Raw genomic sequence first — 25,237 nt, 5'->3', positions numbered from 1 at the left:
TGCCGATGCGTACCCACGGACGAGCCTACGCCCGGCGGGGGAGGCCGCGCCGGGCGTGCTCACGGGGCGAGCACGCCCGTACGGACCGTCGCGGCACCGGTTCCTGTCGTCCGCCCCGCCCGTGGCACCGGTGGCGCCTGGGACAGGGCGGACGGCAGGGTCAGCCGGAGAGCCGCACCGGCATGATCAGGTACTTGTACGCGTCGTCCGCCTCGGCGTCCACGGCCGGGCGGCCGCTGAGCAGCGCGGGCTTGGTGGACGTCGTGAACGAGAGCTGGGCGACCGGGGAGTCGATCGCGCTCAGCCCGTCCAGCAGGAACGTCGGGTTGAAGGCGATCGAGATGTCGTCGCCCTCCAGCACCGCGTCGACCCGCTCCACAGCCTGTGCGTCGTCGCTGGAGCCCGCCTCCAGGATCAGCACGCCCTGCTCGAAGCTCAGCCGCACCGGGGTGTTCCGCTCGGCGACCAGGGCCACGCGCTTGACGGCCTCGACGAACGGGGCCGTCTCGATCACCGCGACCGAGTTGAACTCGGTGGGGAAGAGCGTGCGGTACTTCGGAAGGTCGCCTTCGAGCAGCCGGGTCGTCGTACGGCGGCCCGCGCCCTCGAAACCGATCAGACCCTCGCCCGCACCGGAGCCGGAGAGCGCCAGCGTCACCGTGTCGCCGCTGGTCAGGGCCTTGGCCGTGTCCAGGAGCGTCTTGGCGGGGACCAGGGCGACGGCCGAGGCGTCCGGGTTCTCCGGCTTCCAGAGGAACTCGCGGACCGCGAAGCGGTAGCGGTCGGTGGAGGCCAGGGTGACAGTGTCGCCCTCGATCTCGATCCGGACGCCGGTCAGCACGGGCAGCGTGTCGTCGCGGCCTGCCGCAATGGCGACCTGGGCGGCGGCCGAGGCGAAGACCTCACCGGGGACGGTGCCCGTCGCGGTCGGCATCTCGGGAAGCGCCGGGTACTCCTCCACAGGAAGGGTGTGGAGGGTGAACCGGGAGGAGCCGCAGACCACGGTCGCCCGTACACCGTCTGTGGAAATCTCCACCGGACGGTTGGGCAGGGCGCGGCAGATGTCGGCGAGCAGCCGGCCGGAGACCAGCACCGTGCCGTCCTCCTCGACCTCGGCGTCCACCGAGACTCGGGCCGACACCTCGTAGTCGAAGCTGGAGAAGCTGAGGGCCCCGTCCTCGGCCTTCAGCAGTAGGCCCGCGAGAACGGGCGCCGGCGGACGGGCCGGGAGGCTACGGGCCACCCAGGCCACCGCCTCCGCGAGTACATCGCGCTCCACCCGGATCTTCACCGGAACCGCCTCCTGCTGTTGCTCGCTCGCCCTGCTGGCCTTCGTCTTCGGATCGGGTCCCCCGCCGCCGGGGCGGTCGGGACGCCGGAGACCAGTCTGACGTACGGCACCGACACTCGGTGCTGCTCGGGGTCAAGTCGCGACAAGAGTGGCTGAGCGCTCCGGCGCCGAGTTGTGCACAGGCCCCACTTCGAAGCGGATTCCGGGCTAACTCTATGTGGCAGTAGTAGTAGGGCCTGTGGAAACCGTGGATAACGTCGTTTGCGCAGGTCAATCCCGGTTTTTTGTCCACTGGTCCTGTGGGTGGCACCGGTGGACAACACGGCGCTTCTGTGGACACGGGAAAGTTCTGCACACCCCATGCACAGGGCAGGGGGGTTTCTCCCCAGGGCTGTCCCCAGCTTTACCCACGTTCCCCACAGCCCAACCCACGCCCCTGGTGTGACGCCTTTCACTCGGCACGGTGAAAGGCGCCCTCGTGTTGCCGAACAGTGGACAGAGATGTGGAGAAGCGGCGGGAAGCTGGGGACAAGGCAGCACGGTCTGTGGGTCAGCGGTGGACAACATCATCCACGCCCTGTGGACGAAGATTTTGTCCACAGGCTGTGGATTGTGGTTGGCCACAAATCCCCAGGCGGTTGACCTGGCCTGATGGAGTATCGGCAGTCGCCCCTGTGGACGCAATATGGACAACTTCCCGGTCCCCAGGCTGTGGAAGGGGAAAACTCCCCAGATCTGTGGAGAACCGCTGGTCAGCGGCAGGTATTCGAACAGAGTCGCCGGGGCCGGGCAGTCCGCGACGGTCGTCGAACGGCTCCGGGTGCCTCGAGAACGCCTTCCGGACGGCCCGCGAACGCCCTCCGGACGCCTTTCGGACCCACTCGGGGCGACGTGTGGACGGCTCTCGAACGCTCTCCGGCCGGGCCAACGGAAAGGGCGCCCGGAGAGCCCCCTCGTGGGGTTCTCCGGGCGCCCTGCGGCCTCGTGGCCAGGTCGCGGTGGTGGCCCGTCAGCCGTTCTTGATGCGGTTGGTGAGCTCGGTGACCTGGTTGTAGATGGAGCGCCGCTCCGCCATCAGCGCACGGATCTTCCGGTCCGCGTGCATCACCGTCGTATGGTCCCGGCCGCCGAACTGCGCACCGATCTTGGGCAGCGAGAGGTCGGTCAGCTCGCGGCAGAGGTACATGGCGATCTGGCGGGCCGTCACCAGCACGCGGCTGCGCGAGGTTCCGCAGAGGTCGTCCACCGTGAGACCGAAGTAGTCGGCGGTCGAGGCCATGATGGCCCCCGCCGTGATCTCCGGGGCCGCGTCCTCGCCGCCCGGGATCAGGTCCTTCAGCACATGCTCGGTCAGTCCGAGGTCCACCGGCTGCCGGTTGAGACTGGCGAAGGCCGTGACCCGGATCAGCGCCCCCTCCAGCTCCCTGATGTTCCGGGAGATACGGGAGGCGATGAACTCCAGCACCTCCGGCGGGGCGTTGAGCTGCTCCTGCACCGCCTTCTTACGGAGGATCGCGATGCGCGTCTCCAGCTCGGGCGGCTGCACATCGGTGGTCAGCCCCCACTCGAACCGGTTGCGCAGCCGGTCCTCCAGGGTCACCAGCTGCTTGGGCGGCCGATCGGAGGAGAGCACGATCTGCTTGTTGGCGTTGTGGAGCGTGTTGAAGGTGTGGAAGAACTCCTCCTGCGTCGACTCCTTGCTCGCCAGGAACTGGATGTCGTCGACGAGCAGGATGTCCACGTCGCGGTAGCGCTTGCGGAAGGTGTCGCCCTTGCCGTCGCGGATCGAGTTGATGAACTCGTTGGTGAACTCCTCGGAACTCACGTACCGCACCCGGGTCCCCGGGTAGAGGCTGCGGGCGTAGTGACCGATCGCGTGCAGCAGGTGGGTCTTGCCGAGCCCGGACTCCCCGTAGATGAAGAGCGGGTTGTACGCCTTGGCGGGGGCCTCGGCGACCGCGACCGCCGCGGCGTGCGCGAACCGGTTGGACGCGCCGATGACGAAGGTGTCGAAGAGGTACTTCGGGTTCAGCCGGGCCGCCGGCTCTCCCGCACCGGGCGTGGGCGCGGACTGCGATCCCATCGGGCCGGGCATGCCGGCGGGGCGGCCGGTCCCGGCACCCGGGCGGTGCTGCGGCTGGGCGTCCGGCAGGTCATGGGCGTCGGAGCGCTGGGGCTCGTACCCCTGGCGCTCGGGCTGCGGCTCGTAACCGGAACGCTCGGCCGACGGCGGCTCGTAGCTCTGCCGCTCGGGCTGCTGCTGTTCGTACCCCTGGCGCTCGGGCGGCTGCGGGCGGTAGTCGTGCTGCGGCTGCTGAGGGCGGCCGCCGTACGGATCACGCCACTGCTCCGCGGGGGCCTCGCGGTCCTGGAAACCGCCGAGCCGGGGCTGCTGCCAGGAGAGGTCCTCACCGGTGCGCGGCCACGCTCCGGGTTCGGGGCGCTGCTGCTGGTATTCCGGGTAGGCGGGGCGGCCGGTCGGCATGCCGTCGTCGGAGGGGCGGTGCCCGTAGCCGTCGTACGCGTCGCCGCGCTGGCGCTCGTCGTGCTGCGGCCCCTGATAGCGGTGCTGCTGGGGCTGGTGCATCGGGGGTGCGGGCGGGCTCGGCGGCTCACCCGCGGAGTCGTCGACAGTGATCGCGATGCGGATCGGCCGACCGCACTCCCGGCTCAGCGTCTCGCTGATGAGCGGGGCGAGCCGGCCCTCCAGGACGCGCTTGCCCCATTCGTTCGGGACGGCGAGCAGCGCGGTGTCGGCGACCAGCGCGAGCGGCTGGCAGCGCTCGATCCACTGCTTGTCCTTCGGCTCGATCCCCTGTTGGCCTTCCCCGAGGAGATGCTCGAGCACGCGCGGCCACACTGCGGCAAGATCGGCAGGTACGTCAGCCACAGGGCACGCTCTCTCGCTGGTCCCACGAAAATGTGTGGTTCTCGGGACGGGACGGGTGGGGACCGGCAGGCAGGAAGAAAAGACCGGAACTCAGCCACGGTAGTCAGGGCGACCCGCGTCGTTCAAGTTGTTGTCCACAGCCTGTGTACAGCAGAGGGTGCTGGGGAGCCGGTTTGACCGAATGGCGCAGCCGCGCGTACCGTGACCAGGTCGAGTTGTCGATGGCTGCTGCCGCCTGCCTCCGATGGGCAAAGATCACGATCTGTGATTGTGAAGCGGTGCACTAGAGCGTTTACGCGAGTCTCTCGTGGGCGCACGGTGACAGCCAGGCGATGTCCCGCCAACACACGAGTCATTTCTGGAGCCCCCTAGTGAGCAAGCGCACCTTCCAGCCGAACAACCGTCGTCGCGCGAAGACCCACGGCTTCCGGCTGCGGATGCGTACCCGTGCCGGCCGCGCGATTCTCGCGTCCCGCCGTGGCAAGGGTCGCGCCAACCTGTCCGCCTGATCGCTTTAACAGGTCATGACGTGCTGCCTACCGAGAATCGGCTGAGGCGGCGCGAGGACTTCGCGACCGCAGTACGCCGAGGACGCAGGGCCGGCCGCCCGCTTCTCGTCGTCCATCTACGCAGCGGTGCAACGGACCCGCACGCGACTGGGGAGATCGCTCCCCCGCCGCGTGCGGGTTTCGTTGTCAGCAAAGCCGTGGGTGGAGCGGTCGTACGCACAGCGGTCAAGCGGAAGCTTCGCCATCTGGTCCGCGAACGGCTCGCCATGCTGCCCCCCGGTAGCCTGGTTGTCGTACGAGCGCTGCCCGGAGCGGGCGACGCCGACCATGAACAGCTGGCCCGAGACCTGGACGCCGCTCTTCAGCGGCTGCTGGGAGGGGGCGCGCGATGAAGTACCCGTTGCTGGCTCTGATCAAGCTGTACCAGTGGACGATCAGCCCGCTCCTCGGGCCTGTGTGCCGTTACTACCCGTCGTGTTCCCACTATGGATTTACGGCGATCGACCGGCACGGAGCGATCAAGGGAACGGCGCTGACGGCCTGGCGCATCCTGCGGTGCAATCCGTGGTCACCCGGTGGCGTGGACTATGTTCCACCACGCAAACGTCCGCGTTGGCATGAGCTCCTGCGTAATGCCATGCGCGGTGGCAAGGGCGGGGACTCCGCCGCTGATGCGCCTGACCCGGGATCGGTCTCCGAGACCCCGGGCAAGGCCGCAGAGACTTCGCCCAATGCTCAAGGAGCCTGATTAGTGGACACGATTGCCAGTCTGTTCAGCTTTATCACCTGGCCCGTCTCATGGGTCATCGTTCAGTTCCACAAGTTGTACGGGGCGATCTTCGGCCCTGACACCGGGTGGGCCTGGGGCCTGTCCATCGTGTCCCTGGTGGTGCTGATCCGGATCTGCCTGATCCCGCTGTTCGTCAAGCAGATCAAGTCGACCCGCAACATGCAGGTGCTCCAGCCGAAGATGAAGGCGATCCAGGAGCGCTACAAGAGCGACAAGCAGCGTCAGTCCGAAGAGATGATGAAGCTGTACAAGGAGACGGGCACCAACCCGCTCTCCTCGTGCCTTCCCATCCTGGCGCAGTCGCCCTTCTTCTTCGCGCTGTACCACGTGCTGTCGGCCATCGCCTCGAACAAGAAGATCGGCGTCATCGACCAGACGCTGCTCGACAGTGCCCGGCAGGCCCACATCTTCGGTGCCCCGCTCGCCGCCAAGTTCATGAACAGCGCTGAGGACGTCGCCGCTCTCGGTGCCTCCCTGACCGATGTCCGGGTCGTCACCGCGATCATGATCGTGATGATGTCGGCCTCGCAGTTCTTCACCCAGCGCCAGCTGATGACGAAGAACGTCGACCTGACGGTCAAGACGCCGTACATGAGCCAGCAGAAGATGCTGATGTACATCTTCCCGGTGATCTTCGCCGTCATGGGCATCAACTTCCCCGTCGGCGTCCTCGTCTACTGGCTGACCACCAACGTCTGGACCATGGGTCAGCAGATGTACGTGATCAACCAGAACCCGACCCCGGGAAGCAAGGCGCAGGACCAGTACCTGACCCGTCTGCTGAAGAGCGTCACCGCGCACGGAGAGGTCCGCGGCCGGACCCGGCGCAACACCGTCAAGCGGATCGTGGCCAAGGGACCGGACCGCAACGACATCGAGCGGAAGTTCGTCACCGGGCTGGCCAAGCTGGGCCTCGCCGCCCAGGAGGACGGCACGGTGGCCAAGAGCGACACCGCTGCCGCCGAGGCCGAGAGCGGGGCACAGCGGCGCCAGCAGCCCAAGCGCCAGTCCAAGTCCCAGCGCCAGACCGGTGCCGTACAGCAGGGTGCCAAGGACGCGGGTTCCGCCACGTCCAAGACTTCCCTCCAGAAGCAGGACGAGAAGTCCCAGCAGGACGAGAAGCCCAAGACGCCGAGCAGGGCTTCGTCCGGCTCCTCACGCCAAGCCAAGTCCGGACAGCGCAAGGGCCCGCAGCGGCCCAAGCACCCGTCCAAGAAGTAAGAAGGAGTCCATCCGTGACGGAAGGCACCACCTCCACGGCCGCTGAGGGCAGCGACACCCTGACCCGCCTTGAGCAGGAGGGTGAGATCGCAGCGGACTACCTTGAGGGCCTGCTCGACATCGCCGATCTCGACGGCGACATCGACATGGACGTTGAGGCGGACCGGGCCGCGGTCTCGATCATCAGCGATTCGGCACGTGAACTGCAGAAGCTCGTGGGCCGCGACGGTGAGGTGCTGGAGGCGCTCCAGGAGCTGACGCGGCTGGCCGTCCACCGGGAGACCGGGGACCGCAGCCGACTGATGCTGGACATCGCGGGCTTCCGGGCCAAGAAGCGGGCGGAGCTCGCCGCGCTGGGTGCCAAGGCCGCGGACGAGGTCAAGAGCACCGGTCAGCCGGTCAAGCTCGACCCGATGACACCGTTCGAGCGCAAGGTCGTCCACGACGCGGTCGCGGCCGCCGGTCTGCGCAGCGAGTCCGAGGGCGAGGAGCCGGAGCGCTTCGTCGTCGTCCTCCCGGCCTGACCGGACCCCAGTTCCGTCGGCCCCGTCTGTTCGCAGGCGGGGCCGATCTTTGTCAGCCTGATAGTCAGCCACCCACAGTGCGGTAGTGCGTATGGAAGGACGGTCCCCGTGACGACGGAAGTAGAGCTTCCCGAGGCACCCCCAGCGGCGCGGGCGGTTTTCGGCGAGTTCTTCCCGGAGGCCGTTCGATACGCCGAGCTGCTGGCCGATGCCGGGGTGAAACGGGGGCTGATCGGCCCGCGTGAGGTGCCGAGGTTGTGGGAGCGGCACCTGTTGAACTGCGCGGTGCTCTCCGAGGTCGTGCCCGAAGGGGTCACGGTTTGCGACGTGGGCTCCGGAGCGGGCCTTCCTGGCATCCCGCTCGCTCTGGTGCGCCCGGACCTCAAGATCACCCTGCTGGAGCCCTTGCTCCGGCGCACCAACTTCCTCCAGGAGGTCGTGGAGCTGCTCGGCCTGGACCATGTGACGGTGGTACGTGGTCGGGCCGAAGAGGTTCTGGGCTCGCTCCAGCCGGTGCATGTGGTGACGGCCCGCGCCGTCGCCCCGCTCGACCGGCTGGCCGGCTGGGGTGTTCCGCTGCTGCGCCCGTACGGGGAGATGCTGGCGCTCAAGGGGGACACCGCGGAGGAGGAGATCAACGGAGCGCGTGCCGCCCTGAGCAAGCTCGGCGTGGAGGAGACCGAGGTGCTGCACGTCGGAGAGGGCGTGGTCGATCCGATGTCCACGGTGGTGCGAGTGGTCGTCGGAGAGAGCCCCGGCGGTGTGCGGTTCGCGGCGAAGCGGGCCAAGGCGGCGAGGACGAGCCGCGCGAGGCGCCGTCGCTGAACCGGATGCGGAGTGTCGTGCCCCTGCGGTCTGACCGCAGGGGCATCGTGTTTCACGTGAAACGTCGCTCTCTGCTGCAAGGGATCATCAGCCGCGGTGGCGAGACTGCCGCGCCGAGACATCGCAGACCCGTTAGGGCTACGGAGTTGTCCACAGAAGTGGATTCATCCACAGAAGAGCGGGCCTCGCTGGTTCACGGCCCCGAAAGCATGGCAGGCTCTGTTCATTGCGAGCCTGAAGTCGAGGAGAGTGAATCCTTGCGGTCCGACGCCAACATCGCGGGACCGATGACCGATCCGGTCCCCGGTCCCCGAACCGAATCGGCGGGGGACGGTGTTTCACGTGAAACACCGCCGCCGATGGACGACACACCCATCGGTCGAGCGGCCCAGCTGGCGGTCGAGGCCCTTGGCCGCGCCGGTGCGGGGCTGCCCCGCCCTGACCGGACGCGAGTCATGGTGGTGGCCAACCAGAAGGGCGGAGTCGGCAAGACGACCACGACGGTCAACCTTGCCGCTTCGCTCGCGCTGCACGGCGCCCGCGTTCTGGTGGTCGACCTCGACCCGCAGGGGAACGCCTCTACGGCGCTGGGAATCGACCACCATGCCGAGGTCCCCTCCATCTATGACGTGCTGGTGGACAGCAGGCCGCTCTCCGAGGTGGTCCAGCCGGTTCCGGACGTCGAGGGCCTCTTCTGTGCGCCTGCCACCATCGATCTCGCCGGCGCGGAGATCGAGCTGGTGTCCCTGGTGGCGCGGGAGAGCAGGCTCCAGCGGGCGATCCAGGCGTACGAGCAGCCGCTGGACTACATCCTCATCGACTGCCCGCCGTCGCTCGGGCTGCTGACCGTCAACGCTCTGGTCGCCGGTGCCGAGGTGCTGATCCCCATCCAGTGCGAGTACTACGCGCTGGAAGGTCTCGGGCAGCTGCTGCGCAACGTGGATCTGGTCCGGGGGCACCTCAACCCCGACCTCCATGTGTCGACGATCCTGCTCACCATGTACGACGGCCGGACCAGGCTCGCCTCCCAGGTCGCGGAGGAGGTGCGCAGCCACTTCGGTAAGGAGGTGCTCCGTACCAACATTCCGCGGTCGGTGCGGATCTCGGAGGCACCCAGCTACGGGCAGACCGTGCTGACCTACGACCCGGGTTCCAGCGGATCGCTGTCGTACCTCGAAGCGGCACGTGAGATCGCCCTGCGGGGTGTCGGTATCCATTACGAGGCCCAGCATGTCCAGCCGGGCAGCGGAAACAGCCAGCAGAGCATTTCGGAGGGGATTCAGTGAGCGAGCGTCGAAGAGGGCTGGGGCGTGGGCTGGGTGCTCTGATCCCCGCCGCTCCGCAGGGAAACCAGGTGTCGTCCACGGGAGTGGGACAGAGCGCTGCGGGCACGGGGTCCACGATCACGGAGGAACGGGGAGTGGCCGCGGCGAAGCTGGCCGCGCTCGGCGCCGCTCCGGTGGTGCCGGAACCGAGCGCCCCGGTTCTGGATTCCGAGGCGGCTGCCGAAACGGTGGGACCGGCCGGGGCGTACTTCGCCGAGATTCCGGTGGATTCCATCAGCCCGAACCCCCGGCAGCCCCGCGAGGTGTTCGACGAGGACGCGCTGGCGGAGCTGGTGACCTCCATCAAGGAGGTGGGCCTCCTCCAGCCCGTCGTCGTACGGAAGGTGGGGCCGGACCGCTACGAGCTCATCATGGGCGAGCGGCGTTGGCGGGCCTGCCAGGCGGCGCAGCTGAAGCGGATTCCGGCGATCGTCCGGGCCACTGACGACGAGAAGCTTCTCCTGGACGCTCTCCTGGAGAACCTGCACCGGGCCCAGCTGAACCCCTTGGAGGAGGCGGCCGCGTACGACCAGCTGCTCAAGGACTTCAAGTGCACCCATGACCAGCTGGCCGACCGGATCGGACGCTCCCGTCCGCAGGTGTCGAACACGCTGCGTCTGCTGAAGCTGGCCGTGCCGGTGCAGCGGAGGGTAGCGGCCGGGGTTCTGTCCGCCGGTCATGCGCGGGCTCTGCTGCCCGTTGCCGATTTGGAGGAGCAGGACCGGCTGGCCCATCGCATTGTGGCCGAGGGACTTTCGGTGCGCTCGGTCGAAGAGATCGTGACGCTCATGGGCTCCAGCCCCGACAAGAGCCAGGCGAAGCCGAAGGGGCCGCGGGCCGGCGGCCGGGTTTCGCCCGCGCTCTCCGAGCTGGCCACGCGACTGTCGGACCGCTTCGAGACGAGGGTGAAGGTCGACCTCGGTCAGAAGAAGGGGAAGATCGTCGTCGAGTTCGCCTCCATGGAGGACCTGGACCGCATCCTCGGCAGCCTTGCACCGGGCGAAGGGCGGGTTCTGGAACGGAGTCTCTCGGAGGAGTCCGTCGAGGAAGCCGTTGCAGAGAAGGCCAAGGAATCCGACGCGAACCTCACTGCGGAGGACGAGGGCTGATCCCGGCCGGTGAGCTATGAGCTGTGGGGCGGGCTGTGCGCCGGTGGATATCGGACTGCGGCCCGCCCTTTGCTCTGTCTCGGTGTTGATGGCATCCGTGGGTGGATACGATGCGTTCTGGTATGGCCCATCCGAGTTGATACACCTCGGCAGGGGCCGTGCACGCAGTGAACGGAGTGCACCGATGGTCGCACGCGACGCGGCGGGCGACGGAAGCGAGGAACAGCCTTCATGGGGCGCCGACTCGTACCGCTCACACTGGACAAACTCTCCGACCTCCCCAGACGCTGTCGTTCCTGCGTGTTCTGGGAGCTGGATCCGGTCAGCGGGGAAGCCGCGGTGAAGGCCGGCACTCCGGAACTGGCGAAGGAAGCCTGGATCTCGGCCGTTCTCCTGGAGTGGGGGTCGTGCGGCCGCGTCGTCTACGTCGACGACGTCCCGGTCGGCTTCGTTCTCTATGCGCCACCGGCCTATGTGCCACGGTCGACCGCGTTTCCCACCAGTCCCGTCTCCCCCGATGCGGTCCAGCTGATGACCGCCTGGATCGTCCCGGGCTATCAGGGGCAGGGGCTGGGCCGGGTGATGGTGCAGTCCGTCGCCAAGGACCTGTTGCGGCGGGGGTTCAAAGCGATCGAGGCCTTCGGCGATGCCCGGTGGGAGAAGCCGGTCTGCCTGCTTCCTGCGGACTATCTGCTGGCGGTCGGTTTCAAGACCGTGCGGCCGCACCCTGTTCATCCGAGGCTGCGGCTGGAGCTGCGGACCACGTTGTCCTGGAAGGAAGACGTCGAGCTGGCCCTGGACCGGCTCCTGGGCGCAGTGCAGAAGGAACCAGCGCTGAGACCGCTGTGATCGGGAAGAACGAGGAAACGTGAAACGGGTCCACCCCAGCGAAGGGGTGGACCCGTTTCACGTGAAACATCGCGGCTACTGGCCGATGAAGCTCTCAAGGTCGCGGAGGATCGCGGCCTTCGGCTTGGCACCCACGATGGTCTTCGCGACCTCGCCGCCCTGGTAGACGTTCAGGGTCGGGATGGACATCACGCCGTACTTGGCAGCCGTGGCCGGGTTCTCATCGATGTTGAGCTTGACGATCTCGATCTGGTCGCCGTACTCGGCGGCGATGGCCTCCAGGGAAGGCGCGATCTGACGGCACGGTCCGCACCAGGCGGCCCAGAAGTCCACCAGCACGGGCTTCTTGCTGTTGAGGACGTCCTCGTCGAAGGAATCGTCGGTCACGTTCTTCAGGGCGCCGGCCACGGCGACCTCCTTAACTGCTTGGGGTGTGTGGGGTAAGAGGCGTGGTTCAGGCGGTGGCCGCAGCGGCCTTCTCGTCGTCGGCGAGCGCGGCGAGGAAGCGCTCGGAGTCAAGAGCGGCGGAGCAGCCCGTGCCGGCAGCGGTGATGGCCTGCCGGTAGGTGTGGTCGACGACGTCACCGGCGCCGAAGACACCGGTCAGGTTGGTGCGCGTCGAGGGGGCGTCGACCTTGAGGTAGCCCTCCTCGTCGAGGTCGAGCTGGCCCTTGAAGAGCTCGGTGCGCGGGTCGTGGCCCACGGCGATGAACAGTCCGGTCACCGCGAGCTCGGAGGTCTCCCCGGTCTTGGTGTTCCGGAGGGTCAGGCCGGAGAGCTTCTGGTCGCCGTGTACCTCGGCCACCTCGCTGTCCCAGGCGAACTTGATCTTCGGGTCGGCGAAGGCGCGCTCCTGCATCGCCTTCGAGGCGCGCAGCGTGTCACGACGGTGGACGATCGTGACCGACTTGGCGAAGCGGGAGAGGAAGGTCGCCTCCTCCATCGCCGTGTCCCCGCCACCGACCACAGCGATGTCCTGGTCCTTGAAGAAGAAGCCGTCGCAGGTGGCGCACCAGGAGACACCGCGTCCGGAGAGAGCGTCCTCGTTGGGCAGGCCGAGCTTGCGGTGCTGGGAACCGGTCGTCACGATGACGGCCTTGGCGCGGTGGACCGTGCCGGCCGTGTCGGTGACCGTCTTGATGTCACCCGTGAGGTCCACGGCGACGACATCGTCGGGGACGAGCTCGGCGCCGAAGCGCTCGGCCTGGGCGCGCATGTTGTCCATGAGCTCGGGGCCCATGATCCCGTCCTGGAAGCCCGGGAAGTTCTCCACGTCGGTGGTGTTCATCAGGGCGCCACCGGCGGTGACGGCACCCTCGAAGACCAGCGGCTTCAGCGAGGCGCGGGCGGTGTAAAGGGCGGCCGTGTAGCCCGCGGGGCCGGAGCCGATGATGATCACGTTACGGACGTCGCTCACGGGTTTCTTCCTCGTCTCTGCAGACTGCCTACTGTCCACGCCTACTGGGGCCGGTTCAACGACTCTCACCCCACCCAACGGATCCTACGGGGGATGCATTCCCACCGTGCCGAGGTGGCGTCCACGCGATGTTCAGGGGCGCGCGTATGTATGGGTCAGCAGGAGTGTGCCCCTGCGCGTGGGCTCGTCGTGGACACAGGAGGCGTCGACCACGTACGCCTGCACTCGACCGGCGTCGGACGGATGAGGCAGGACCACCAGGAAGGCGGCCGTTCCTTCGTAGGTTCCTTGCTCCAGGGCCAGGGCCGGGGCATTGCGCCCGGTGCCCTGCTCCACGCAGGGAGGCACGGGGACGGTAGGAGCGCGCAGCGGCGTCTGGGTCGTTGCCCGGGATTCGCCGGACGGTGCCTTCTTCCCGGAGTCCGAACCCTCCGCCGACTTCGGTCGCTCTGCGGCGGAGCTCCGCAGCAGCGACTGGACCCGGCCTTCGAGCGTGGACTCCGAGAAGTCACCGCTGTCGGCATTTCCGGGTTCGGTCCGGTGGTCGGCGGCTTTGACCGCCGAGGAGTCAGGGGACGACTGGACGCTCTGCAGTATCAGGACACTCACGCCGACCACGGCCGCCCCGAGCGCGGCGCCGAGTACGGCACGGCGATGGCGCTGCACGGGGCGGCGGCCGGGGCCGGTGGTGGCCCGGGGGCGGCCTGCGGGACGGTCCGGGGAGGCTGTCTCCCCCTTCGGCTTCTGTCCCGTCGGCAGTTCTGTTTCACGTGAAACAGAGGGCTTCGTTTCACGTGAAACATGTGTCGCTTCGGCGGCGAGCGCAGCATCGATACGGGCGGCGACATCATCCGGCATGCGCCGCGGCGCCGAGACGGCGCCGAGCAGCTCACGGATTTCGTTGAGAGAGGTATGGACCTCGCCGCACAGCTCGCAGCCGTCGACGTGGTTGCGCACCTCCACCGCGCGTGGCTGAGGGAGCAGCCCCTCGGCCAGGTCGGAGATCTCCGTGACATCCGGATGCTGGGTCGTGCCGGTCGTTGATGTCATGTTCGCCCACCTCCGCCCTTCACTACAGCGGGATCGCTTGTGTCCGCGTCCCTCGGCCCCGATGGCGGTGGGACGGCGCCGCGCGCCGTCCGGTTCCTTCTCGTCGCTGTTCCGTCGCTTCCCGAAATCTCACTGCGCAGGTGGGACAGGAGCGGGGCCAGCCGGGCCCGACCACGGGCGCAGCGGCTCTTCACGGTGCCCGTCGGAACGTCGAGGATGCGCGCCGCCTCGGCCACCGGATAGCCCTGCATGTCGACCAGGACGAGCGCGGCCCGCTGATCGGCGGGAAGAGTGGCGAGTGCGGCCAGCAGCTCACGGTGGAGGTCCTGACGTTCAGCCGGTGCCTCTGCGGATTCGTGCGGTTCGAGGAGCTGCTCGAACCGTTGGGCGTCGTCGACCGGAGCGGTCCGGCGGGTGGCCGCCTTGCGGGCCCGGTCGAGGCAGGCGTTGACGGTGATGCGGTGCAGCCACGTAGTGACGGCGGACCGGCCCTGGAAGGTGTGGGCGGACCGGAAGGCGGAGACCAATGCGTCCTGGACGGCGTCCGCGGCCTCCTCCCGGTCACCCAGGGTCCGTATCGCCACGGCCCACAGCCGATCACGGTGGCGTCGTACGAGCTCGCCGAAAGCGTCCGGTTCTCCGGCCACATGGCGAGCGAGGAGGTCTGAGTCGCTGAGTGGTTCCGACGGCTCGGCGGCCACCTCCCCTCCCTCCCTTTCACTGCGTCACGGTGCGTCTGTCTATCACGATTCAAGAAGGCGGGGCAGGGTGCGGAAGAACACCGACCGGTACGGAGCAGCGCGGTGTTGCTGGAAGCCCTGACGTGCGAAAGGCCGGTGAGGCGTGTGCTCACCGGCCTTCGTGTCACTTGAGTACGGAGATCTCCGAGATCCCGCCGCGGTAACCACCCGTGCCGTCGGGCGGCAGCTCGGTGATGTGGACCAGGACGTAGCGGGTCCGTACCGGCTTGTCCAAGGTCTGCTTCAGTTCGCTCCCCGTGGATGCCAGCGGCGTGAGGCGCTGGGGGAAGTCCGCGAGGGCCGAGGGGGCTGAAGCGTCGGCACCGGCCGCGAGCACCTCCGCCTTCTGCCCGCTGCGGTACATCCGGACCTTGACGGCGGAGACGTCCTGGACGCTGCCGAGGTCGACGACTATGCCACTGCCGTCCTTGCGGGCCGGAAGGTTCCCGAAGTTCGCGAAGCCCTGGTAGCGATAGGTCACCCACGCGGTGCCGGCGTCGCCGTCGATGGCCTTCGGGGCATCCTCCTGCTTCATCCCCGAGCCGTTGGGCATGAACTCCGTCGCGCTCGCGATCCGCAACGGCTTGGGCGGGGCCGGGGCCTTCTCGCCGCCGTCCTTGGGCGGGGTCTGCGTGGTCTCGTCGGCCCCCGAGCCCTTGATGCGGCTGATGAGCGTTTCGGCGAGCTGCCAGCTGCCGAGGCCCAGCGCGGCGATGAGCAGCGCGGACACGGCCCACTTGAGGACCTTGCCGGTGCGGCTCTGCAGCGGCGGGGGAGGCACGGGGACAGGCGCGGTCACGGCTGCGGGGCCGGTCTGCGGACGGCCGTAGGCTCCCTGCTGGTAGGCGGTGCGCTGGTACTCCGGGGGCGCGGTGAAGACCGGCTCCGGCGGACGGATGCGGGGCATCGCCGCCACGGCCTTGGCCAGCTCGTCCGGCGTGGTGCAGGGCTGCTCCTGCCGGGAGGCGGTGGCGCCGTCGTTGGCGAGTGCGCGCATCGCCAGCTCGGAGAGGCCGCGGTGAACACCGGCCCGTACCTGGTCGGGAGCGAGCAGACCGACGCCCTTGGGCAGCCCGGCCATGCCGTACGCGTCGTTCTCGTACGGCCAGCGGTGGGTCAGCGCGGCGTAGAGCAGCGCGCCGATCGCCTCGGTGTCGGTCCGCTGGGGGCGCTCGGCGGTGATGCCGCGCAGGGCGGCGTTCACCGCGAGGCCACGGATCCGGTACTGGCCGGTCGAGCTCCGCAGTACCGCCCCGGGGGTGAGCCTCAGATGGGAGAGGCCCTCGCGGTGCGCCGCGGCCATGGCCTGGGAGACCTGGCTGACGAGCTGGTAGGCGTCGTGCGCGTCCATCGGGCCCGCAGCCAGCAGCGAGGTGAGCTCGGTGGCGTCGGGCAGCCATTCGTGGACGACGTAGACGAGGTCGTCCTCCTCGACCGCGTCCAGCACCTGCACGAAGCGCGGGTCGCCGAGCAGCGCGGCGGAACGGGCCGCGGCCAGCACGGAGCGGGCGCGTGAGTGATCTGCGGGGAGCAGGTGGACGCCCACCGCACGACGCAGTTTCTCGTCGACGGCACGCCAGCTGCTGAATCCGTCCAGCCGGGTGACGCACTCCTCCAGCCGGTAGCGCTTGGCGAGCTTGTGCCCGCTGTGCAGATCGGGGGCGTCCAGGGAGGTCTCGGAACCGACTCGTTCACCATCCGTGTCCTGCGGCTTCGCGCCTGCGGTGTCCTGGGCTTCCGTCGTCCCGTCGGTCGTGGTTTCGTCCGCCTTGGCGGCCAGCGGCTCATCGCCGCTGTTGTCGGCCACGTCGACGGCAGCCGTGCTACGTTCCGCCACCGTCGTTCCTGCCTCCCCATCCGTTGCGCGATGCCAGCCAGCTCTGCACAGTTACGCCAATTGTGCCCACACTCCGGCGCTATGCACGACACGCCAGGGGCGGTGATGGTTGTGCGGCCGGTGTCTACTCAGCGGCCGAGCCGTCCCCGGACCATGCCGACCATGCCGTTGATCTCCTCGATCCGCATCCGCTTGGCGGCGACGAAGAAGACTCCGAGCAGTACGGCTCCGCCGCAGATCAGCGCGGCCAGTGAACCAAGGGCGCCGTCGCCGAGCCCGGTCAGGACGGCGAAGCCCACTCCGCCACCGAGAACCGCTGCCGGGACCGCCGCCAGGCACAGGCGGGCGTAGGTCCGTACGACATGGGCGCCGTCCAGGTCCCCGCCCAGGCGGTTGCGCAGCCGCCGCCAGGCGACACCCACGCCGACGGCGTAGGCGAGCCCGTATGCGCCGGCCATGCCGACCACTGCCCAGCGGGCCGGCAGGACCACGTAGCAGAGGGCCGAGACGGCGGCGTTGACCGCGGCCACGATCACCGTGTTGTAGAAGGGCGTGCGGGTGTCCTCGTACGCGTAGAAGCCGCGCAGGACCACGTACTGCACGGAGTACGGGATCAGGCCGAGGCCGAAGGCCATGAGGATGAAGCCCATGGAGCGGGCGGCCTCGGTGCCTGCGGAGGAGTACATGAGCGTGCACATCGGCAGGCCGAGCGCGAGGAACGAGAAGGCCACCGGCACGATCGCGACGGCCGAGTTCCGCAGTCCCTGGGAGATGTCGTCCCGGACGGCTCCCGGGTCGTCGTCGTGGGCGGCGCGGGAGATCCGGGGCAGCAGGGCGGCCATGACCGAGACGGTGATGATCGCCTGCGGCATGCCCCAGATCAGCTGGGCGTTCGAGTAGGCGAGGAAGCCGGTGCCGTCCTTGCCGGAGAGCTTTCCGGCCGACGTCGCCAACTGGGTCACGACGATCACGCCCGCCTGGTTGGCCAGCACGAACAGAACGGTCCACTTGGCCAGCTTGACCGTCTTGCCGAGCCCGTGGCCCCTCCAGTCGAAGCGTGGACGGAACCGGAAGCCGGCCTCGCGCAGGTACGGAACCATGGCCAGGGCCTGGACGACGAGTCCCAGCAGGGTGCCGATGCCCAGCAGCCGGACGCCCTCCGGCGGAATGGTCTGGACGCCCATCCTGGACTCGGCGGACGTGCCGTACACCCAGATGAACATGCCGAACGTGAAGATCATCACGATGTTGTTGAGGACCGGGGTCCACATCATCGCGCCGAACTTGCCGCGGGCGTTGAGGATCTGGCCCATGACGACGTGCACGCCCATGAAGAAGATCGTCGGCAGGCAGTACCGGGCGAAGGTCACGGCCACGCTGTTGGCGGCGGCGTCGTTGGCGATCGTCGGCGACATCATCTGGATCAACCACGGCGAGGCGAGCACGGCGATCCCGACGATCACCGCGAGCGCCACCATGACCAGGGTCAGCAGGCGGTTGGCGTAGGCCTCACCGCCGTCCTCGTCGTCCTTCATCGAGCGCACGAGCTGAGGCACGAAGACCGAGTTCAGCCCGCCGCCCACGGTGAGGATGTAGATCATCGTGGGCAGGGTGTAGGCGATGGTGAAGCTGTCACCGAGCAGGGCCGCACCGAGCGCGGCGGTCATGACGAGGGTGCGCACGAATCCGGTGAGGCGGGAGACGAGCGTGCCGGCCGCCATCAGGGCGCTCGACTTCAGTATCCCGGAGGCCCGTCCGCCGGACTTGGCCGGAGCGGGCGCCGGAGCGGGCTCGGGTTCCTGAGGAACGGGAGCGGGACCGGACGGCCCCTCCTGGTCCCGGAAGAGGTGGGCGAAGGCGTCCGGCTGCTCGTCGTCCCGCGAGGCCTGGCTGACCAGGTCGTCGACCCCGACGAACTGGGTGGACGCCGGGCGGTCGCCGTACGGCAGGTGCCGCGAGGGACCGTCGGGCTCGGGAGGAGGCGTCGGGGCCCAGAGCCGCGGGTCGGGCGGGTACTGGGCCGCGGCCGGCTGTTGGTAGAGCGGGTGGGGCTGCTGGTACGTGCCGGGGGGCGGCGGGGGGTGCGCGGCCCGGTCGTACATCGCCTCGGCGACCGGGTCCTGGGCGGTCAGGTCCTGGGCACGATAGGGGTCGCGGTCGTAGGCGTCCTGCAGGTACGGGTCGGGCGGCGGGACCTGGCCGGGGCCCGGAGGAGGCACCGGGGGCCCGCCGGAAGCCCCGGCTCCGCCCGCACCCTGACCGCGGTCACCGTCGTACGGCGCGTTCATCGAAACCCCACCTCATCGTCCCCGGCCGACCGGCCACGACAGACATCGCTCAACGTTCCACTTTCTCACCCGAGGACGACGGCTCCCCGCTTTCCGGACCGGTGTCCGGAGTCGGGTCACTCGGCTGCTCCGGTTCGCCGCCGTCGTCACCGGGCGCGCCGCCCGCGTTGGCGCGCTTGCGGTGGGCGTACATCCTGATGCCCGCGAGAACCAGCAGCAGCAGCCCGCCCGCGATGACCAGCAGCACGGTCGGGGTGAGCTCGGACACCTTCACGGTGAAGGTCATCGGGCTGCCGTACGGGGTGCCGTCCTCGGTGTAGAGCTGCGCCGTCATCTGCACCTGGCCGTTGACGTTGGCCGCCGCGTCGAACTTCACGGACTGGCTGTGGCCGGGGCCGATCCGGATCGGCTGCTCCGCCACCGCTCCGTCGTCGTTCAGCCGGAGCCGTGTCGCGTTCTCCGACTTGAGCCGCAGGACGAGACCGTCCACCCCCTGCAGCAGCCTGTTCTGCACGGTCACCGGGATCGTGGCGCTGCGGCCGGACAGGGTGACGTCCGACTTCGAGATGAGCTGCACCTCGTTGACGAGATCCTGGAGGTAGCCGCGCACCGAGTCCCGGTACAGCTGCGCCTCCAGCGGCCGGCCGCGCCAGGACGTCGACATGGAGCGGTTGAGCGCGTTGCCGAAGGGGGTCACCACCCGCTCGGGCTGCGTCAGGATGACCTGGAAGCTGTTGAGCGAGGTCTGCGTGGACTTGATGTCCTGGAAGGCCTGGGTGGGCAGCTCCTGGCGGCGGAGCTTCTTCGGGTACTGGGACGCCCGGGGGACGCTCGTCGTCGCCTCGGCGTCGGGCGTCGCGTCGGCCGCGTCGACCAGGCCGAGCGGCTGGGTCCAGCGCTCGTCGTCGAGCGCCCGGAGTGCGCGGGCCATCGACTGGGCCTGGGCCACCGAGGGCGTCCGCTGCGGCGCGACGACGATGCTCCGCTCCTCGTCGGTGTCCTGAGCGGTCAGCGCGAGCGTCTGGGCGAGGAACTTCTGCACGGCGAGGGTGGACTTGCCGGCCTTCGCCATGTCGCCCTGGAAGGCCGTGGAGAGCCGGGCGTCGGCGACGACCGCGGTGGTGCCGTTGCCGATCGGCCGGGCGGCCGTCGGCGTGTACGGCAGGTTGTCGGTCTCCCGGAAGTTGTCGCTGCGGGCGATCACCTTGTGGGCCCCGGCCGAGGTGGCGACATCGACGATCGACGGGTCGACGGCCCCGTCGACCGGCCAGGCGAAGTCGGTCGACGGCTTCACGTGGAGGATGGTCTGCACGGTCGTCCCGGCCACCTCGGTGGCGGTCTGCAGATGGCTCAAGGTGCCGGAGACGTTCTTCGCGCGGTGCGCGATGGAGGCCAGATCGGGGTCGGCGAACGGCAGCGCGACGACCTTTCCGTCCGACACCGCGGCCTCCAGGGCGGTGAGCCACTTCTTGGCGACGGCCTGGTTGGTCCCGGCGACGGTGGTGTCGCCGGCCTTGACCCGGTAGTTCCCCGTCATCGCGTCGACGCTGGCCAGCAGGTCCGGATCGATGACCCAGGTCACCGGCAGCTCGCTGCCCAGCGAGACCATCTGCTGCAGCCGCCCGCCCGGGGCCAGCTCGTCGGCCAGTCCGTCGTCCGAGAACACCGGTGTCTGCTGATCGTCCGTGCCCGTCTCGGCGGTGACATGGGCCGAGGCGATCAGCGGCCAGAGATAGGTGAGCTTCGTCCTGGAGTCGCGCTCCTCCTCCTGCCAGGGCAGGAAGGTGCGCTCGATCCCCAGCACCTGCTGGTACGGAGCCTGGGAGGTCTGGCCCGACAGCGACACACCGAGCTGGTAGACCCCGTCGTCACCGAGCCCCAGTTTGCCGACGGGGACGGACAGCGTGAAGTCCTGGCTGATGCCGGAGCGGAGTTTCGCGACCTTCACCGTGTACGCGCCGCCGAGCGGGGCGGGATCGGCGCCGAACGTGAATCCGGTGCGTCCGGCGGTGTTGTCGATCTCCGTCCGGCCGAGAAGCCGCGGCCCCACCCGCAGGTCGACCTCGGCGTCCGTGATCGTGTCCTTGCCCCGGTTGGTGAGGGTGCCGGAGACGGTCAGGGTGTCCCCCTTGACCGGCGCGCTCGGAGCCAGGGTGTCCAGGGACACGTCCACCGTTCTGGACCCGCTGGGAGTCTTTGTGGGGCTGCCGGCGGGCGTGGCCGACGCGGTCGGTCCGGCCAGCAGAGCCGCGATGAGAGGTGCGCCGGTGACCAGGGCGGCTGTGCGCCGCAGCCACCGGCGAGCAGGAGAGGGAGCGATCCCCTGATTGTCTGCCGCCTCGGCCACGCGCCTACCCGTCCCTCGTCGTCGTCAGCTGGTGTCGATGCTTGTCGGTTGTTGCGTCCACGCATGGTAACGATGTACGGGGGTGCCAAGTGCTGGGGAGTTCGCTACATGATCGGAAGAGTCTCGCAGGGCGGGCCGTAACCAGGGCGACCGGGCCGGTCCGGGCACGTACCCTTTTCTGTTGTGTCGAACGCCAATGAAGACAGCTCCCGTGCCCTGACCCAGGTACAGCACCGCGCAGTCAGCGAACTGCTGCGGGTGTCCCCGGTCGCCGACGACCTCGCTCGCCGTTTCCAGGACGCCGGGTTCGGTCTCGCGCTGGTCGGCGGATCGGTCCGGGACGCACTCCTCGGCAGGCTCGGGAACGACCTGGACTTCACGACCGACGCCCGACCCGAGGACGTGCTGAGGATCGTCCGGCCGTGGGCCGACGCGGTCTGGGAGGTCGGGATCGCCTTCGGCACCGTGGGTGCCCAGAAGGACGGCTACCAGATCGAGGTCACCACGTACCGGTCGGAGGCGTACGACCGGACCTCGCGCAAGCCCGAGGTCTCCTACGGCGACTCCATCGAGGAGGACCTCGTCCGTCGGGACTTCACGGTCAACGCGATGGCCGTCGCGCTTCCGCGGAAGGAGTTCGTCGATCCGTACGGCGGCCTCGACGATCTGGCGGCACGCGTCCTGCGCACCCCCGGAACGCCCGAGGAGTCGTTCTCCGACGACCCGCTGCGGATGCTGCGTGCCGCCCGCTTCGCGGCCCAGCTGGACTTCGACGTCGCCCCCGACGTGGTCGCCGCGATGACGGAGATGGCCGGCCGCATCGAGATCGTCTCCGCCGAGCGGGTCCGCGACGAGCTCAACAAGCTGCTGCTCTCCCCGCAGCCGCGCAAGGGACTGGCCCTGCTCGTCGATACGGGGCTGGCCCAGCAGGTGCTGCCGGAACTCCCCGCGCTGCGGTTGGAAAGTGACGAGCATCACCGTCACAAGGACGTCTACGAGCACTCGCTGACCGTCCTGGAGCAGGCGATCGACCTGGAGCAGGACGGCCCCGATCTGACGCTGCGGCTGGCCGCGCTCCTCCACGACATCGGCAAGCCGCGGACCCGGCGCTTCGAGAAGGACGGACGCGTCTCGTTCCATCACCACGAGGTGGTGGGGGCCAAGATGGTCAAGAAGCGGATGACCGCGCTCAAGTACTCCAACGACCTGGTCAGGGACGTCTCGAAGCTGGTGGAGCTGCACCTGCGCTTCCACGGCTACGGCGACGGTGAGTGGACGGACTCCGCGGTCCGCCGGTACGTACGGGACGCCGGTCCGTTGCTGGACCGGCTGCACAAGCTGACCCGCTCGGACTGCACCACGCGGAACAAGCGCAAGGCCGCGGCGCTCTCCCGGACCTACGACGGGCTGGAGGAGCGCATCGCGCAGTTGCAGGAGCAGGAGGAGCTGGACGCGATCCGCCCCGACCTGAACGGCAACGAGATCATGAAGGTCCTGGACGTCGGCCCCGGACCGGTGATCGGCAAGGCGTACGCGTTCCTGCTGGAGCTGCGGCTGGAGCACGGCCCGCTGGAGCGCGACGCGGCGGTTGAGAAGCTCAAGGAGTGGTGGGCCGCACAGAGCTGAGACGGCCGTAGGGGTTGGCGAGCCGTGTTTCACGTGAAACACGGCCGTGATCCGTAGGGCAAGGCCGCTGTTTCACGTGAAACAGCGGCCTTCACGCGTAGGCTCCTCGGTCCGGGCCCACCGCGAGAGCAGTACGGCGACGACCGCGTAGATGACCGCCACGCCGACGACCACCGGGGCCGAGCGCCCGTCCGGCGGCAGCAGCAGGGCGGCCACCGCGGCAGCGCCCACGAAGGCGACGTTGAACAGCACGTCGTAGAGGGAGAAGACGCGTCCGCGGAAGGAGTCCGCCACCGAGGTCTGCACCACGGTGTCCGTCGCGATCTTCGCGCCCTGGGTGACCAGTCCGAGGACGAAGGCCGCGATCAGCATCGGCAGCGGAACGAACCAGAGCCCCAGCGCGGGCTCCAGGACGGCTGCGCCAGCCGCGCACATCGATATCCAGCGGAACCGCCCGAGCCGCCCGGCGGCCCAGGGCGTCAGTACGGCCGCCGCGAAGAATCCTGCCCCAGAGACGCCTACGGCCAGCCCGAGGAGGGCCAGGCCCTCGGTCTCGCTCCCGGTCCAGGCGTGTCGGCACAGCATCAGCACCGTCACGGTCAGCGCGCCGTAGCAGAAGCGCATCGCGGTCATGGCGGCCAGCACCCGGCTCGCCGGCTTCCGCTCCGCGAGGTGGCGCAGGCCGGCGGCCAGCCCCCGTGCGGTGGTGGCCAGAGCCTCGCCCAGCCCGGCCCGTGGTCCGTGCCGGTCAGGTCCGAGCAGTTCTGCCGTCAGGGTCAGGGAGGCCAGTGCCGAAGCGAGGTAGAGCACCGCACCCAGCAGGACCACCGCGGCGTCGGAGTCCGCGAGCAGCAGTCGTACGACGAAGGCGAGGCCGCCGCCCGCGGTGGCCGCGAGCGTACCGGTGGTCGGTGAGATCGAGTTGGCCAGCACCAGCCGGTCGCGGTCGACGACGCGCGGCAGCGCGGCCGAGAGTCCGGCCAGGACGAAGCGGTTGACCGCGGTGACGCACAGCGCCGAGACGTAGAAGAGCCAGTCGGGCACGGAGCCGAGTATGAGGAGCGCGGTGCAGCAGGCGAGCGCGGCCCGCAGCAGATTCCCGTACAGGAAGACCTGGCGTCGTGGCCATCGGTCCAGCAGGACGCCTGCGAAGGGGCCGATGAACGAGTAGGGCAGCAGCAGCACCGCCATGGCGGAGGCGATGGCACCCGCCGAAGCCTGTTTCTCGGGTGAGAAGACGACATGGGCGGCCAGCGCCACCTGGAAGACGCCGTCGGCCGACTGGGAGAGGACACGTACCGTCAACAGGCGGCGGAAGTCCCGAAGGCGCAGAAGAACACGCAGATCACCGACGACGGCCATGCGACCAAGAGTCACATACGTTGAGGGTCCCCGGGCAGATTGCCCGGGGACCCTCAACGGTACGGAGCCTCAGGGAGCGTTGCCGCTCGGCGGTGTGCCGCGCGTCCGCTCCATGTCCGGCTGCGTCAGTTGGCGACCTCGCCGCGGATGAACTTCTCGACGTTCTCGCGGGCCTGGTCGTCGAAGTACTGAACCGGCGGGGACTTCATGAAGTAGGAGGACGCGGAGAGGATCGGGCCGCCGATGCCGCGGTCCTTGGCGATCTTCGCGGCACGCAGGGCGTCGATGATGACACCGGCGGAGTTCGGGGAGTCCCAGACCTCGAGCTTGTACTCCAGGTTCAGCGGGACGTCACCGAACGCGCGGCCCTCCAGGCGGACGTAGGCCCACTTTCGGTCGTCCAGCCAGGCCACGTAGTCGGACGGGCCGATGTGGACGTTCTTCTCACCGAGGTCCCGGTCGGGGATCTGGGAGGTGACGGCCTGCGTCTTGGAGATCTTCTTGGACTCCAGGCGCTCGCGCTCCAGCATGTTCTTGAAGTCCATGTTGCCGCCGACGTTCAGCTGCATCGTGCGGTCCAGGATGACGCCCCGGTCCTCGAAGAGCTTCGCCATCACGCGGTGCGTGATGGTGGCGCCGACCTGCGACTTGATGTCGTCACCGACGATCGGGACACCGGCCTCGGTGAACTTGTCCGCCCACTCCTTGGTGCCGGCGATGAAGACCGGGAGGGCGTTGACGAACGCGACCTTGGCGTCGATGGCGCACTGCGCGTAGAACTTCGCGGCGACCTCGGAACCGACGGGCAGGTAGCAGACCAGAACGTCGACCTTGCGGTCCTTGAGGATCTGGACGATGTCGACCGGGGCCTCGGTGGACTCCTCGATGGTCTGGCGGTAGTACTTGCCGAGACCGTCGTGGGTGTGGCCGCGCTGGACGGTGACGCCGGAGTTCGGCACGTCGCAGAGCTTGATGGTGTTGTTCTCGCTGGCACCGATGGCGTCCGCGAGGTCGAGACCGACCTTCTTCGCGTCGACGTCGAAGGCGGCGACGAACTCGACGTCCCGCACGTGGTAGTCGCCGAACTGGACGTGCATCAGACCGGGCACCTTGCCGGCCGGATCGGCGTCCTTGTAGTACTCGACGCCCTGGACCAGCGAGGCGGCGCAGTTGCCCACGCCGACGATGGCTACGCGAACCGAACCCATTCCGGTTGCTCCCTGTGTGTTTTGGATGT

Annotated in this window: 21 protein-coding genes; 10 read left to right on the top strand and 11 right to left on the bottom strand. The window is 68.8% G+C overall.

What is annotated here, in order from left to right:
- Positions 1-160 precede the first annotated feature (160 nt).
- Together dnaN and dnaA are read right to left on the bottom strand one after the other, a co-directional pair.
- Positions 161-1,291, bottom strand: coding sequence for a DNA polymerase III subunit beta (gene dnaN, locus ACIQGQ_RS09050; RefSeq protein ID WP_072487582.1), 1,131 nt, complete (start codon positions 1,289-1,291; stop codon positions 161-163).
- Between the two features lie 1,009 nt (positions 1,292-2,300).
- Positions 2,301-4,139 (bottom strand): chromosomal replication initiator protein DnaA, encoded by a 1,839-nt coding sequence (dnaA, locus tag ACIQGQ_RS09045; RefSeq protein ID WP_402392555.1) that lies wholly within the window; start codon positions 4,137-4,139, stop codon positions 2,301-2,303.
- Between the two features lie 413 nt (positions 4,140-4,552).
- On the opposite strand from dnaA, the gene rpmH reads away from it, so the two are divergent.
- From rpmH to ACIQGQ_RS09000, 9 genes are all read left to right on the top strand, one after another.
- Entirely contained in the window at positions 4,553-4,690 is a 138-nt protein-coding gene (gene rpmH, locus ACIQGQ_RS09040; protein ID WP_030930485.1) for a 50S ribosomal protein L34, read from the top strand.
- Between the two features lie 20 nt (positions 4,691-4,710).
- A complete protein-coding gene (gene rnpA, locus ACIQGQ_RS09035) occupies positions 4,711-5,082 on the top strand; it encodes a ribonuclease P protein component (RefSeq protein WP_352274053.1) in 372 nt (123 codons plus the stop codon).
- On the top strand, positions 5,079-5,438 hold the full coding sequence (gene yidD / locus ACIQGQ_RS09030) for a membrane protein insertion efficiency factor YidD (RefSeq protein WP_402392553.1): 360 nt from the start codon (positions 5,079-5,081) through the stop codon (positions 5,436-5,438). Before rnpA ends, yidD begins: the two co-directional genes overlap by 4 nt.
- Positions 5,439-5,441: 3 nt before the next feature.
- Complete coding sequence (yidC, locus tag ACIQGQ_RS09025) at positions 5,442-6,701, top strand: membrane protein insertase YidC (protein ID WP_402392551.1); 1,260 nt, start codon at positions 5,442-5,444, stop codon at positions 6,699-6,701.
- 14 nt (positions 6,702-6,715) lie between these two features.
- On the top strand, positions 6,716-7,225 hold the full coding sequence (locus ACIQGQ_RS09020; RefSeq protein WP_352274050.1) for a R3H domain-containing nucleic acid-binding protein: 510 nt from the start codon (positions 6,716-6,718) through the stop codon (positions 7,223-7,225).
- Positions 7,226-7,333: 108 nt separating this feature from the next.
- Positions 7,334-8,050, top strand: a complete 717-nt coding sequence (gene rsmG, locus ACIQGQ_RS09015; protein ID WP_402392547.1) for a 16S rRNA (guanine(527)-N(7))-methyltransferase RsmG — start codon at positions 7,334-7,336, stop codon at positions 8,048-8,050.
- A 209-nt stretch (positions 8,051-8,259) separates the two neighbouring features.
- Complete coding sequence (locus ACIQGQ_RS09010) at positions 8,260-9,336, top strand: ParA family protein (RefSeq protein WP_402393409.1); 1,077 nt, start codon at positions 8,260-8,262, stop codon at positions 9,334-9,336.
- On the top strand, positions 9,333-10,484 hold the full coding sequence (locus ACIQGQ_RS09005; RefSeq protein ID WP_402392545.1) for a ParB/RepB/Spo0J family partition protein: 1,152 nt from the start codon (positions 9,333-9,335) through the stop codon (positions 10,482-10,484). The genes ACIQGQ_RS09010 and ACIQGQ_RS09005 overlap by 4 nt, the downstream gene beginning before the upstream one ends.
- Positions 10,485-10,715: 231 nt before the next feature.
- Complete coding sequence (locus tag ACIQGQ_RS09000) at positions 10,716-11,333, top strand: GNAT family N-acetyltransferase (RefSeq protein ID WP_402392542.1); 618 nt, start codon at positions 10,716-10,718, stop codon at positions 11,331-11,333.
- Between the two features lie 75 nt (positions 11,334-11,408).
- Here the strand turns inward: ACIQGQ_RS09000 and trxA are convergent, their stop codons facing one another.
- From trxA to ACIQGQ_RS08965, 7 genes are all read right to left on the bottom strand, one after another.
- On the bottom strand, positions 11,409-11,741 hold the full coding sequence (gene trxA, locus ACIQGQ_RS08995; RefSeq protein WP_352274046.1) for a thioredoxin: 333 nt from the start codon (positions 11,739-11,741) through the stop codon (positions 11,409-11,411).
- 46 nt (positions 11,742-11,787) lie between these two features.
- Positions 11,788-12,750 carry a thioredoxin-disulfide reductase gene (trxB, locus tag ACIQGQ_RS08990; RefSeq protein ID WP_402392539.1) on the bottom strand — a complete coding sequence of 321 codons (963 nt, stop codon included), beginning with the start codon at positions 12,748-12,750 and terminating at the stop codon, positions 11,788-11,790.
- Positions 12,751-12,882: 132 nt separating this feature from the next.
- The gene (locus ACIQGQ_RS08985; RefSeq protein ID WP_402392536.1) at positions 12,883-13,800 is read right to left on the bottom strand and encodes a hypothetical protein; all 918 of its coding nucleotides are present in this window, start codon (positions 13,798-13,800) and stop codon (positions 12,883-12,885) included.
- Positions 13,797-14,501 carry an RNA polymerase sigma factor SigM gene (gene sigM / locus ACIQGQ_RS08980; RefSeq protein WP_402392533.1) on the bottom strand — a complete coding sequence of 235 codons (705 nt, stop codon included), beginning with the start codon at positions 14,499-14,501 and terminating at the stop codon, positions 13,797-13,799. The genes ACIQGQ_RS08985 and sigM overlap by 4 nt, the downstream gene beginning before the upstream one ends.
- Positions 14,502-14,664: 163 nt before the next feature.
- Positions 14,665-16,377, bottom strand: coding sequence for a protein kinase family protein (locus ACIQGQ_RS08975; RefSeq protein WP_402392530.1), 1,713 nt, complete (start codon positions 16,375-16,377; stop codon positions 14,665-14,667).
- 128 nt (positions 16,378-16,505) lie between these two features.
- Positions 16,506-18,665 (bottom strand): murein biosynthesis integral membrane protein MurJ, encoded by a 2,160-nt coding sequence (gene murJ, locus ACIQGQ_RS08970; RefSeq protein ID WP_402392527.1) that lies wholly within the window; start codon positions 18,663-18,665, stop codon positions 16,506-16,508.
- A 49-nt stretch (positions 18,666-18,714) separates the two neighbouring features.
- Positions 18,715-21,012: a DUF6049 family protein gene (locus ACIQGQ_RS08965; protein WP_402392524.1), complete on the bottom strand. Its 2,298-nt coding sequence runs from the start codon at positions 21,010-21,012 to the stop codon at positions 18,715-18,717.
- 183 nt (positions 21,013-21,195) lie between these two features.
- On the opposite strand from ACIQGQ_RS08965, the gene ACIQGQ_RS08960 reads away from it, so the two are divergent.
- On the top strand, positions 21,196-22,638 hold the full coding sequence (locus ACIQGQ_RS08960; protein WP_402392522.1) for a CCA tRNA nucleotidyltransferase: 1,443 nt from the start codon (positions 21,196-21,198) through the stop codon (positions 22,636-22,638).
- A 72-nt stretch (positions 22,639-22,710) separates the two neighbouring features.
- Here ACIQGQ_RS08960 and ACIQGQ_RS08955 read toward each other — a convergent pair whose 3' ends face one another.
- Positions 22,711-24,000 (bottom strand): MFS transporter, encoded by a 1,290-nt coding sequence (locus tag ACIQGQ_RS08955; protein WP_402392519.1) that lies wholly within the window; start codon positions 23,998-24,000, stop codon positions 22,711-22,713.
- Between the two features lie 125 nt (positions 24,001-24,125).
- Positions 24,126-25,208, bottom strand: a complete 1,083-nt coding sequence (locus tag ACIQGQ_RS08950) for an inositol-3-phosphate synthase (protein WP_402392517.1) — start codon at positions 25,206-25,208, stop codon at positions 24,126-24,128.
- Between the last annotated feature and the right edge of the window lie 29 nt (positions 25,209-25,237).

This window comes from Streptomyces sp. NPDC092952 (assembly GCF_044754785.1).
Taxonomy (GTDB): Bacteria; Actinomycetota; Actinomycetes; order Streptomycetales; family Streptomycetaceae; genus Streptomyces.
Note: the sequence above shows the minus strand (reverse complement) of the source record. Positions and strands in the feature narration are given on the sequence as shown.